We start from the raw sequence: 12701 nt of genomic DNA, 5'->3' as shown, positions 1-12701 counted from the left end.
GACTTGTTGCATATTAGCTTCACAGCAGCATCGAACTGATAAAGATTCTGACCTTATGTTGGAGACATAGTAGCGTCAGTGTTAAAGTCATATAAATTACAAACTTTAAAAACTTACTTTGATGTTTATCAAACATTAGGTGTGGTAGAAAATGGTCAGTACTGCGTTACAAAGTATGGGTAAGGTCGGGGACTATGAGATCCGTCTTCTCAAGGTATTTAAAACTGTGGTTGAGTGTGGTGGTTTCTCGGCTGCGGAAGTGGAATTGAATATCAGCCGCTCTACGATCAGCGTGCATATGTCTAACCTGGAATCCCGGCTCAAGCTTAAGCTTTGTAACCGTGGCCGTTCAGGATTCTCTCTTACGGAAGAGGGGCTGACCATCTACAACGCGACTAAACAGCTGTTTTCACGACTGGCGGAGTTCCGTTCAACGGTTAATGCCTTGCATCAGCAGATGACCGGAGAGGTGCGGATACTGACCTCTGATACCATCAGTCTGGATGAACGTTGCGGCCTGGATCATGTATTGGCTGAGTTCGCAGCCAGAGCGCCGGAGGTCTATATCAGTTTCGATACAGCCCCGTTGGGTGAGATCGAACGCCGGGTGATCAATGGTGATGCCGATGTTGGTTTTATTCCTCACCACAGAGAATTGGAAGGGTTGGATTTCCTGTTGATGTACCGGGATAAATCACTGCTCTATTGTGGTGACCGGCATCCGTTGTTTGAAGAGCAGGATGAGCAGGTCATCGCCGATACCCTGAAAGACTGCAAGCTGGTACATGCAGGCGTGCAGACCAACCCGGAAGCCAGTACGCAACTGGCGGAGATGAATAAGGCGGCCGAGGCCTATTACTATGAGACCCGGGCGACGATGATTCTGTCTGGTGTCTATGTTGGCTTTATGGCGGAGAAATTTGCTCAGCAATGGGTCGACCGTGGCCGGATGCGGGCGCTGCTGCCAGAGCAACGTTTCTATCAGCTGCAGATCGCGGCAATCAGTCGCCGCTCCGGGCAACTGAATAAGCCACGGGATCTGTTTATGGATCTGTTGGCCCGGCATATCGAAGGGCTGGGTAGTGAGTTGATATAAATGCAGTTGCTAGAACTTAAAATTAGTAGCTAGAACGTCGCTACGAGACTTGCTAGAACGCGCTTCGCGGCTGTCTAGTGGCTAGAAAAAGCATAAAAGCAGTGGCTAGAACGCTGCTGCGCAGCTTGCTAGAACGTCGAACAAGTTCGACTGCTAGTAGCTAGAAAAAGCGTGTGAAGTGCAATACTGACGGCAATGAGTGATACCGGAAGGCCTATGAATATTAACTTTGATAAAGATGGCTATTTTGTTCTGAAAGGTTTTTTCGAGCCCGCTGAGCTTGAAGGTCTGACCAGTGCGCTGCGGGATTTTCACGACAAGTGGAAGCAGAGTAACGCTGAGTTTTATGCGTCAAAAGCGGTTAACAGTGCCTATATAACAGGTACTAAGCACCTGGATGAAACTAAAAGGCAGCAACTTTTCAGCATTATTGGCAGCCATAAAATAATGAATGTAGTCTCTGCGTTGATGCCTGAGGGTTCCGCATTCATGAATACCCAGCTGTTCTTTAATCCGGTTAATTCAGATCAGAAAAACTATTGGCACAGAGACCCGCAATACCATTTGTCAGTCGAGGAGCAGCAAGCAGCGCTTAACGGGCCGGAGGTACTGCATTGTCGTATTCCATTAGCGGACGAGCCCGGTATTGAATTAATTCCTGGCAGCCATAAAAGCTGGGATTCAGAGGAGGAGCTTGAAGTCCGGTTGGAGCAGAACGGCAGGATGAATAGTGAGAATCTTTCATCGGGGATTACAGTGCCGTTGGCAGCAGGTGATCTATTAGTGTTTTCTGCCAATATGATCCATCGTGGCCTGTACGGTAAGCATCGTTTTGCATTTGATATTCTGTTTTGCGATCCTGACCCTGAGTTAACCAGGTTTGTCGATGATGATTGTTTGCCTGATAAAGGTAGTCTTGCCGCTATCGAAAACCCCTGTGCTTTTAATAATACGATTCACTTAAAAAATAGCAGTACTACTAGTACAGAATAAATAGCCTTTTCAGATAGCAACTGCGTAGCGACTGGACATAGAAAACGCACCTTAAGGTGCGTTTTACTATGTCTGATAAATGCGCAGGTTGTTTCCTATTGAGTGGCCCTGGTTATGTGCAACCGGCATCGTAGCGCTGCTCTTCCATATGTTTATCAGCATTCTGGCGCTCGTTTTGCTGTCGGACATCCCGCAGGTGATCCAGTTGCTCCTTTGACAGACAGGAGAAAGCTTCACGCAGGGCGATTGTGAGTAACTCACCGCCGATGCAGTTGGCGTCTTTGTTGTAGATGGTTGCGAGGGTTTGCAGATCGTTATACATATCTGTCGCGATAGGGGCTTCCACCTGTTGTACGGATGAACTGCTGAGGTCGCAGCTGGGGTTGTGCGGAGTGTTCTGATCGCACAACTGATCCATTAATTTTCCGATCTCGGTACTCATAGTTGCCTCCTGATCGTTGTAATGGGGTTGTTAAAGAGTCGTTATAAATTTGTACGCAGGTTACTTAGTTATAGACAGTAGGGGCGATTCGGTAAAGCGATAGTACAAAAGAGTCGCTTGCGAAAAGGCGGTGTACAAAAAAAGGAGGCTGTAATAGCCTCCTTTTTATTTCAGATGCAGGTTTGTCCGGTGTCGTTAATATTTATGCTTTGTTCGCAAAGTACTCTTTGGTCAGGGTGAAAACAACCGGGCTAAGTAAGCCCAGAGCTATCAGGTTGGGAATAGCCATCATAGCATTCAGGGTATCGGCCAGCAGCCAGATGAAATCCAGGCTGGTTACCGCACCCAGGGGAATTGCGATGATCCAGAGGACCCGGTAAGGAACAATCGACTTCACCCCGAACAGGAACTCAACGCAACGCTCGCCGTAGAAAGACCAGCCGATTATGGTAGTGAATGCAAAGATCGCCAGCGCGATTGCTACCAGGTAGTTACCCAGGCCAGGCAGCGCGTTAGCAAATGCTGCAGAGGTCAGTGCAGCCCCGGACACACCGGAAGTCCACTCACCGGAAGTGATAATCACCAGGCCGGTGATGGAGCAGATGATGAGGGTGTCGATAAATGTACCTAGCATAGCAACCATACCCTGACGTACAGGATTATTTGTCTGCGCCGCGGCGTGTGCAATAGGCGCTGAACCCAGGCCTGCTTCGTTAGAGAAGATACCCCGGGCGACACCAAAACGGATTGCCATCCAGATTGCTGCACCGGCGAAGCCGCCTTCGGCTGCCGTACCGGTAAAGGCATTGCTGAATACCATTGTCAGAGCCTGAGGAATCGCCGCTGAGTTGATGCCCAGTACGACCAGGCCTGCAACCAGATATGCGATAGCCATAAGAGGGACCAGAGCGCCGGCAACCATACCGATACGTTTGATACCGCCGATCAGTACCAGACCCACCAGAACCATGATGATGCCGCCGGTAACGGCGACCGGAAGGTTAAAGTTGGTTTCCAGAACCTGTGCCACTGAGTTGGATTGTACTGTGTTACCGATGCCGAAAGCAGCGAGGGCTCCGAAAATTGCAAACAGGGTGCCCAGCCAGGCCCATTTGGAACCCAGGCCGTTCTTGATGTAGTACATCGGGCCACCAACATGGTTGCCGTCTTCATCGACTTCGCGGTATTTAACGGCCAGTACGGCCTCGGCGTATTTCGTTGCCATGCCCACAAGGGCTGTACACCACATCCAGAACAGGGCTCCCGGGCCACCCAGAAAAACTGCAGTTGCAACGCCGGCGATGTTACCTGTACCGACTGTTGCAGACAGTGCGGTCATCAGTGCCTGGTAAGGGGGGATCTCGCCTTTTGTCTGAGCGTCAGTATCCGCTGAACGGCCACTCCATAGCAGGCTGAAACCGGTACCTAACTTCAGGATTGGCATCAATTTTAGTCCGACCATCAGGAACAGGCCGACACCGAGAATCAGGACCAGCATCATCGGCCCCCAGACGACGCTGTTGATCGCGCCGATAATTGATGTGAGAGCTTCCATGGAATCTTCTCCAGTATTTATATGTTTTCTGCTAGGCAAGCCTGTTTTGGCCGAGCCTAATCAGTAAGGGCGCCCCGGTGCGTGCCTCGGGGCTGTGTTGTTACCGTAGCCTGATAGTTTGGTCCACGGTAAGGCTGCTTACTTACCCCGGTTCTTATGTTTAAGGTTGATAAGAACTCGATGGTTTTATTGCAGTGGGTTATAACTTCTCCACTTATAATAGTTGGTTTTTTTTGTTGTGGTTTTGTACAAGTTAAGGTCGCCTGAGGCCAGGGTGCCGGAAAGCAATCAGTTTTATTACTGAGCAGGCTCTGCTTGCATACCGAACTGCCTCGCAGGGAATTGGTTCTGCAAAAATAGGGGGGCTGGTTCTGAGGCGAATGGGGAGGTCCGAATGTCTGTTTCAGGGTGGCTCTGTGAACCAGAGGGCGATCGATCGTACTGGGCATGTATGCGATACGGGAACGGGAGAGTTTGTTGGGCCCGTTGTAGTGAAGGCTTTGAGTCTGGCAGTAACCCTTGCGATAAGAGATTCTACCTTTGAGTAGCTTAAATGAAGCAAGGGAAAGGTACCCGGACGGAACCGCGAAGCGTCCGGATACCTTTAAACTGAAGCGTTAGCTAAAGTTCGTGTTACTTAGGTTGGTGTTACTTAGACTGTACGTTGCCTGCTACATCAGCTGGAGCACCGTTACGGGCGAAGAACTCTTTAGTCAGTTTGAATACCACAGGGCTCAGCAGCGCCAGTGCAATCAGGTTAGGAATAGCCATCATTGCATTCAGGGTATCCGCTACCAGCCAGATGAAGTCCAGGCTTACACCTGCACCTACAGGAACAGCGATGATCCACAGTACACGGTATGGCGCAATCGCCTTAACACCGAGCAGGAATTCAACACAACGTTCGCCGTAGAAAGACCAGCCGATAATGGTAGTGAAAGCGAAGATCGCCAGAGAGATAGCTACCAGGTAGTTACCTAAGCCAGGCAGAGCCTGGGCGAACGCCGCCGAAGTCAGAGCTGCACCGGACACACCAGAAGTCCACTCACCGGAGGTAATGATTACCAGGCCAGTAATAGAACAGATGATGAGAGTGTCGATGAACGTACCCAGCATTGCTACCAGGCCCTGACGGACAGGATCTTTAGTTTGTGCCGCTGCGTGAGCGATAGGCGCAGAACCCAGACCTGCTTCGTTAGAGAATACACCACGAGCAACACCGAAACGGATAGCCATCCACACAGCAGCACCAGCAAAACCACCTTCAGCAGCAGTACCTGTGAAAGCGTGAGTGAATACCAGATCAAGTGCAGCCGGGATTGCCTCAGCATTAATTGCCAATACAACAAGGCCTGCGGTCAGATAAGCAATAGCCATCAGAGGAACCAGTGCACCGGCAACACTACCGATACGCTTGATACCACCGATCAGCACAGCGCCGACCAGAATCATCAGAATAACGCCGGTTACCCAGACGTTTACGCCGAAGTTAGCTTGCAGTACGTCAGCAACAGAGTTGGACTGAACTGTGTTACCAATACCGAATGCTGCAACAGCACCGAAAATGGCAAACATCGTACCTAACCATGCCCATTTAGCGCCAAGACCGTTTTTGATGTAGTACATCGGGCCACCAACATGGTTGCCTTCCTCATCTACTTCACGGTACTTAACAGCCAGAACGGCTTCAGAGAATTTGGTAGCCATACCCACCAGGGCAGTACACCACATCCAGAACAGAGCACCGGGGCCACCCAGGAATACGGCCGTTGCCACACCCGCGATGTTACCGGTACCAACTGTTGCTGATAGTGCGGTCATCAGAGCCTGGAATGGTGAAATCTCACCTTCCTTCTCTTCGCCCTTCTTGGAGCTGCGACCTTCAAACAGTAGCTTGAAACCTGTACCCAGTTTAAGAATAGGCATCAGCTTCAGACCCAACATCAGAAACAGGCCGACCCCCAGAATCAGTACCAGCATCATCGGCCCCCAGACGATACTGTTAATCGCGCCGATGAATGACGTGATAGCTTCCATAAAATAAACTCCTCGTTGTTGTTATTACCCCGCACAGCTGGCTTGTGACCAGGCGAATCTGAACGGGAAAAGTGCCTGGTTGTGTCAGGCTTTTTTTTATGTGTATCCGCAACTGGTATCTCCAGCATTGGAACGGGTATGAGCTAACGACTGAATTAACTACAGAACTAACTACAGAGTCAGGCTCATATTCAAGGTCAGCTCCGAAGCAGTGTGTTCCGATTGACGATGATCGGGTTTCAGTATCGCAATCAGCTGTTACAAAGCTGTTTACCGCGGCACTGGAATTTTTTCATCTCTTCATCGGGAACAAACAGTCCACCTGTGGTCCACACCAGATGGGTTGCGTTAGCCAGTGATGGTTGCAGCTGATGCTGTTGCAGGTACTTCAGGCCTGCTGCAGAGGAGGTTATCTGCAGAGGGCCGGTAAAACCCGCAGCAGCAGAGGGCTCTATCGCGATGTTTTCGGTCTGGTGCAGTCGGTAAAGGTATCGAAACAGGTCATCGTCAGCGACAGTGAACACGCCGGAAAGAATGTTTTTGATGACGGAACAGACCCAGGCGGAAGCCATGCTGACTGCCAGGCCATCGGCTTCGGTATCAACCTTGAGGCCGACCTGATAGACACTTTCCAGCTGGTCTTCAGAGTCTGCCTGCATCCCTAACAGTACGCAGGGGGCCTGAGTAGGTTCGGCAAAGAAACAATGTACGTGGCTGCCAAATACCTGTTTCAGGCCAAAATTAATACCGCCAGGGGCACCTCCGACGCCACAAGGGATATAAACAAACAGGGGATGCTCTGCGTCAACCGGGACCTGTTGTTGCGCCAGTTGCTGTTTTAGCCGTAAGGCCGCTACGGCATAACCGGTAAACAGACGCGGCGAATTCTCATCGTCGACGAAATAACTGGCAGGGTCTGCATCGGACTGTGCACGGCCGGCAGTCACCGCTGCGCTGTAATCGTCGGCATGTTCCACAACCCGGACCCCGCGATTGCGCAGCCGTTGTTTTTTCCACTCTTTCGCTTCAACTGACATATGCACAACAACTTTAAAGCCAAGTGCCGCGCTGATAATACCGATGCTCAAGCCAAGGTTTCCAGTGCTGCTGACAGCAATTTCGTAGTTGTTGAAGAGCTTGCGAGCCTGTTCACTCGCCAGTTTCAGGTAGTCATCATCGATGTTATTCAACAGACCATGCTCAAGGGCCAGGGCTTCGCAGTGGCAGAGTACCTCATGGATACCACCACGGGCTTTAATGGAGCCGGCGACCGGCAGAGCGTGGTCTGCCTTAATCATCAGTTTGCCTGTCAGATCTGGAAAGATCATTTGCTGCATTTGTGAAATAGCGATCAGCTCTGATTCGATCAGCCCATTGTCTTCTTTCAGTTCAGGAAACAGGGATGACAATAGTGGCGCGAAGCGGCGCAGACGGGCATCAGCATCCTCAATGTCCTGCAGAGACAGAGGTAACTGATCCATTGGAGCTGTGTTGTTGTAAGCCGGATTCAGCCAGAGAAATGGCTTTGCGCTACGAAGCTGTTGCGCAAGTCGGGGGTCTATTGATGTCATGGAGATATCTGCCTGTCATTTTTATATTTTGTTTAAGCAGCGAGTCGTGGATTGTGCGAAGTTTAGCTCAACTAAACAATCGATCATTTCTATCTTTTGTTATAGTTTGACTAAACTATAACGTCTGGTTATTTTACTTTTTCATTGTGAATTCTAAGTCTGGTGGTAATCAAATATGCATCTCAATACCCAGATCCTCGCTGCGTTGAGAACCTTTGAAGCTGCCGCGAGACTGTTAAGTTTTAGTCAGGCTGCGGATGAGCTGTCAATAACCCCCGGTGCTGTGAGCCAGCAGATGAAGAACCTGGAGGCGCAGGTGGGCGTCGATCTTTTTATCCGTAGGCCGAGGCAGGTAGAGCTCAGTAGTCAGGGCCTGCAGTTCTATGAGACGGTTCGCCCCGTTCTGTTGAATCTGGAAAGCACCCTGGGGCGTATCAAACGCAGTGACCTGGAAGGTAGCGTCAGATTACGCTCGATCCCCTCATTTGTATTTAAGTGGCTGATTCCACGCCTGGCGGGTTTTCAGAATCAATACCCTGATATTCGTATTGAAACTTTTGCTGAAGGTAGCTTGTTAGACCTGAAGGCAAAGGATTTTGATATAGCGATCGATTATGGCGCTGGAAACTATCCGGGCTTGAGCTGCTCCCTGATGATGGAAGAGAACCTGTTCCCCGTGGTAAGTCCTGCACATTTTGGTGATGTGGACTGGCAGGCTGAAGGGGCGCTTAATCGGGTGCCTCTGCTGCATGATACGACGCCATGGGCTGATGCTGAGCCGGACGCAGAATGGCGTTACTGGCTGCAGGCCAGTGAGATGAATGCTATCAATACCGACCGGGGGCACTATTTCAACCGGGGCGATATGGCGATTAAGGCGGCAGCTTCAGGGCTTGGAGTGGCTTTAGCCCGTGAAAGCCTGATTACTGAAGAGTTGCAGCGGGGGCGACTGATGGCGCCATATAAGAAGAAACAGTCGCGCTGTAGCTACTATATTATCTATCCCAAGGGGGCTTTGAAGAGTCCAAGGGTTCAGGCGGTGCATGACTGGCTGCTGGAGATCGCGCGCCAGCCATGACCCGGGGCGTTTAGCCCTGTCGGTGAGCGTGGTCTAATTACGCGGCTGATTCGGATTGATCGGTAAGCCCAGGGATTCTTTTACCTCTTCCATAACGATATAACTCTTGGAGTTTTTCACGCCGGGCAGAGTCAACAACATCTCGCCTAGTAAGGCACGGTACTCCGACATATCCGCGATACGGGCTTTGATAAGGAAATCGGCATCGCCGGATACCAGGTGGCATTCCTGCACATAGGGTAGTGAGGCCACTGCCAGATTAAACTTCTGGAACGCATCAGGCGACTGGTAAGAGAGCGATATCTCAACAAATACCAGCATGCCATAGCCCATCGCCTGGGGATCGATCCGGGCATAGTAGCCCTGAATCAGGCCGTCTTTTTCAAGCCGCTTGACCCGCTCCATACATGGTGTCGTACTCAGACCGACAATATCAGCCAGATCGACATAACTGATTCGGCCGTTTTCCTGCAGCGTCTTGAGGATATTCAGATCGATCTTGTCGAGTTTGCGTTTGTGCGCGTTTTTCATAAAAACCTGTCCTGAAAGAAGCGGCTTAGACCTCTTTCGTAGATACCGTTGAATTTTCTGTTAATTATATTTATGCAAGGTAATGATCTTGAATCTAGTTTAAATACAAAAAAATAAACTGTCAAAGCTACCATATACTAGCCGAATAATTTGTTGATCATAAATATAAAAAGATAGGTAGTTTTATGCATGTTCTGATCTTGGGTAGCGGCGTAATCGGCGTTACCAGTGCCTGGTATCTGGCGAAAGCTGGTCATCAGGTAACCGTTATCGATCGCCAGAGCGGTCCGGCGCTGGAAACCAGCTATGGCAATGCCGGACAGATCTCACCTGGCTACTCTGCACCCTGGGCTGCTCCCGGCGTACCACTGAAAGCTATCAAGTGGATGATGCAGGATCTGGCACCGTTGATGATCAACCCTAAGGTTAATGCTAATACATTAAAGTGGATGACTAAAATGTTATCCAACTGTACGCAGAGCTCTTACCACACCAATAAAGCGCGCATGATGCGTCTGGCTGAGTATAGCCGTGATTGCTTCAAAGATCTTCGCTCTGAAGTCGAAATCGATTACGACCAGCGTACAAATGGTACATTGCAGCTGTTCCGTACCCAGAAGCAAGTTGATGCTGCGGCAAAAGACATTGCGGTACTGGAAGAGTGTGGCGTTGAATACGAAGTGCTGGACCAGACGGGGTGTATTTCCCGTGAACCGGCACTGGCTCATGTAAAGGATAAATTAGTGGGTGGTCTGCGCTTGCCGGGTGATGAAACCGGTGACTGCTTTAAATTTACCACGGCCCTGGCAGAAGAGTGTAAGAAGCTGGGTGTTGAATTTAAATTCGATACCGAAATAGAAGGCCTGATCAGCGATGACACAAACATTGTTGGCGTGAAAACCAAGCAGGGTACATTCACGGCAGACCGCTACCTGATGGCGCTGGGGAGCTACTCAACGCTGCTGCTGGCTAATGTCGGTGTGGTAGTGCCGGTTTACCCTATTAAAGGTTACTCCCTGACACTGCCGATCATTGACGAAACCAAGGCGCCGGTTTCTACCATTATGGATGAAACCTACAAGGTCGCTGTCACCCGTTTTGAGGATCGTATCCGAGTTGGTGGTACTGCTGAAATAACGTCATACGATATGTCGTTACAGGAAAAGCGCCGTAAGAATGTTGCGCATACTGTCAGTGATCTGTTCCCGGGTGGTGGTGATATCGAACAAGCAGAGTTCTGGACCGGTTTACGGCCTATGACGCCGGACGGTACGCCGATTCTGGGTGGCACCCGCTATCCGAACCTTTATCTGAATACTGGTCACGGTACTCTGGGCTGGACTATGTCACTGGGCTCCGGCAAATTTGTTGCTGATGTAATCACCGGTAACCAGACCGATATCGATCCTGAAGGTTTTTCTGTAGCCCGTTACGGCCAGAAATAGTTTCTGCCGTAACGAGTTCTTTGCACTCTGAGAAGATTTAATTCAGCATCTTCATTTTTATGTGCAGAGTACAGGGGCGGTTGCTGGGTCATACGAATCCGACGGTCTGGCCCCTGTGCTCATTTTTTTATACAGGATATAATCCGGGGCGGTCTGTCGCTGGGGGACAGGTGGCCAGAACCCTGATCTGTAATGATTAAGGTTTACAATAAATACTTAATGGGCAGGTTGATTAAGCTGACATCTAGCTTGCAAGCCTGCTTAACGATTTGAATGGGAAAATCAGTTATGCCAACTAAGACTATTATTGCAACAGAAAATGCGCCATCTGCCATCGGTACTTACTCTCAGGCAGTGAAGGTCGATCACACTGTCTATATTTCTGGCCAGATCCCACTGGATCCGGTTTCTATGGAGATGGTAACCGATTCTTTTGAATCCCAGGCAGTACGTGTATTTGAGAACCTGAAAGCGATCGCTGAAGAAGCCGGTGGTTCTATGAACGATCTGGTTAAAGTAACCATTTTGCTGACTGACCTTGCTAATTTCGGTCAGGTTAACGAAGTAATGGCGCGTTATTTTGATCAGCCATACCCGGCTCGTGCAGCTTATGCGGTCAAAGCCCTGCCGAAAGATGCTGATATTGAAGTTGAAGCGGTAATGGTAGTCGGTTAATCGAGCCGATCCGGGCCCGTCTTTTCTGAGATCGGGCTCCATACCTCTGAGGAAATAAGATTAGATGAGTCGAGCAGCAAAAATTACAGTTGATCTGGATGCAATCCGGCATAATTATCGTCTGGCGAGATCGTTGAATCCTGCTGGTAATGCCGTGGCGATTATCAAAGCTAATGGTTATGGTCACGGTGCGGTTGAGGTTGCTAAAGCACTTGAAGCTGAAGCCGATGCCTTTGGTGTTGCCTGTATCGAAGAGGGTGTCGAGCTGGTTGAAGCAGGTATCAATAAACCGGTTCTGCTGCTTGAAGGTTTCTTTGAAGTCAGTGAACTGGAATATATCAGTAAGCATGGTATGTGGTGCGCTATCCACAGTCTTGACCAGATCGAACAGATCGCTCAGGCCAAACTCAGTCAGCCGATCAGAATCTGGCTAAAGATGGATTCCGGCATGCACCGTCTTGGGATTCACCCGACGGATTACCAGCAGGCTTATAATCGCCTGATGGCGCTGGATAATGTTGCTGACGTGATTCTGATGAGTCATTTTGCCAGCGCCGATGAACTGGATAAAACGACCACTGAAGAACAGTTGGCTAGCTTTGATCAATATGCCGAAGGTATTGATGCGCCGGTCAGTCTGGCTAACTCTGCGGGTTTGCTGGCCTGGAATGATGCCCGTCGTGACTGGTTGCGTCCGGGTTTGATGCTGTACGGCGCGACGCCATTTTCCGAGGCTCAGGAAAACGCAGATAAGCTGATTCCGGCGATGACGCTGACGTCTGAAGTCATTGCTGTACGCGAGGTTCAGGCGGGTGATTGTGTTGGTTATGCTGGTAACTTCTGTGCTGACAAACCATCTCGTATTGGTACTGTGGCGCTGGGTTATGCTGATGGCTATCCCCGTCATGCGGGTACCGGAACGCCGGTACTGATCAATGGCCAGCGTTCGCGGATTGTTGGTCGGGTATCGATGGATATGCTGGCGGTAGATTTGACCGATTTTCCTGATGCAGGTGTCGGGACTGAGATTGAATTCTGGGGCAAGAATCTGACTGCTGCAGAGATAGCGCCGCATTGTGGGACTATCCCTTATACCTTGTTTACCGGTATTACCCGACGGGTACATAAGCGTTATATCAATCGCTAACCGGGCTCAGGTCTGGTTTATTGCGATATAAAGGAGTGCATGGCGCTCCTTTTTTTTGCTCTTTTTTTGCCTGAACTTTAGGACTATTCGGGCTGTCTTTAAATTCTGGCCCTTTATATCAGGATGTCAGA

11 protein-coding genes are annotated in these 12701 nt (G+C 49.9%); 6 read left to right on the top strand and 5 right to left on the bottom strand.

The annotated features are described in order from the left end of the window. Nucleotides 1–151: 151 nt before the first annotated feature. Nucleotides 152–1096, top strand: a complete 945-nt coding sequence (locus ACQUQM_RS10610; protein ID WP_432474469.1) for a LysR family transcriptional regulator — start codon at nt 152–154, stop codon at nt 1094–1096. 216 nt (nt 1097–1312) lie between these two features. Then, the gene (locus ACQUQM_RS10605; protein ID WP_432474468.1) at nt 1313–2089 is read left to right on the top strand and encodes a phytanoyl-CoA dioxygenase family protein; all 777 of its coding nucleotides are present in this window, start codon (nt 1313–1315) and stop codon (nt 2087–2089) included. Nucleotides 2090–2201: 112 nt separating this feature from the next. Here the strand turns inward: ACQUQM_RS10605 and ACQUQM_RS10600 are convergent, their stop codons facing one another. From ACQUQM_RS10600 to ACQUQM_RS10585, 4 genes are all read right to left on the bottom strand, one after another. Then, entirely contained in the window at nt 2202–2531 is a 330-nt protein-coding gene (locus ACQUQM_RS10600; RefSeq protein WP_432474467.1) for a hypothetical protein, read from the bottom strand. A 202-nt stretch (nt 2532–2733) separates the two neighbouring features. After that, nucleotides 2734–4086, bottom strand: a complete 1353-nt coding sequence (locus ACQUQM_RS10595; protein ID WP_432474466.1) for an alanine/glycine:cation symporter family protein — start codon at nt 4084–4086, stop codon at nt 2734–2736. Between the two features lie 648 nt (nt 4087–4734). Beyond that, a complete protein-coding gene (locus ACQUQM_RS10590; RefSeq protein ID WP_432474465.1) occupies nt 4735–6123 on the bottom strand; it encodes an alanine/glycine:cation symporter family protein in 1389 nt (462 codons plus the stop codon). Between the two features lie 251 nt (nt 6124–6374). Then, nucleotides 6375–7694 carry a D-serine ammonia-lyase gene (locus ACQUQM_RS10585; protein ID WP_432474464.1) on the bottom strand — a complete coding sequence of 440 codons (1320 nt, stop codon included), beginning with the start codon at nt 7692–7694 and terminating at the stop codon, nt 6375–6377. Between the two features lie 175 nt (nt 7695–7869). Here ACQUQM_RS10585 and ACQUQM_RS10580 point away from each other — a divergent pair, with 175 nt between their 5' ends. Next, entirely contained in the window at nt 7870–8772 is a 903-nt protein-coding gene (locus tag ACQUQM_RS10580; RefSeq protein WP_432474463.1) for a LysR substrate-binding domain-containing protein, read from the top strand. 33 nt (nt 8773–8805) lie between these two features. Here the strand turns inward: ACQUQM_RS10580 and ACQUQM_RS10575 are convergent, their stop codons facing one another. Then, nucleotides 8806–9303 (bottom strand): Lrp/AsnC ligand binding domain-containing protein, encoded by a 498-nt coding sequence (locus ACQUQM_RS10575; RefSeq protein WP_432474462.1) that lies wholly within the window; start codon nt 9301–9303, stop codon nt 8806–8808. A gap of 185 nt (nt 9304–9488) precedes the next feature. Between ACQUQM_RS10575 and ACQUQM_RS10570 the strand changes: the two genes are divergently transcribed. The 3 genes from ACQUQM_RS10570 (at nt 9489) to alr (ending at nt 12570) form a co-directional block, all read left to right on the top strand. Continuing rightward, nucleotides 9489–10748 carry a D-amino acid dehydrogenase gene (locus ACQUQM_RS10570; RefSeq protein WP_432474461.1) on the top strand — a complete coding sequence of 420 codons (1260 nt, stop codon included), beginning with the start codon at nt 9489–9491 and terminating at the stop codon, nt 10746–10748. A 288-nt stretch (nt 10749–11036) separates the two neighbouring features. Then, on the top strand, nt 11037–11423 hold the full coding sequence (locus tag ACQUQM_RS10565; protein WP_432474460.1) for a RidA family protein: 387 nt from the start codon (nt 11037–11039) through the stop codon (nt 11421–11423). Between the two features lie 64 nt (nt 11424–11487). Next, nucleotides 11488–12570, top strand: coding sequence for an alanine racemase (gene alr, locus ACQUQM_RS10560; RefSeq protein ID WP_432474459.1), 1083 nt, complete (start codon nt 11488–11490; stop codon nt 12568–12570). The last annotated feature ends 131 nt before the right edge of the window (nt 12571–12701 follow it).

This window comes from Amphritea sp. HPY, assembly GCF_050870985.1.
Lineage (GTDB): Bacteria > Pseudomonadota > Gammaproteobacteria > Pseudomonadales > Balneatricaceae > Amphritea.
The sequence above is the reverse complement of the archived record's forward strand: the minus strand, read 5'-3'. Positions and strand labels throughout refer to the sequence as shown.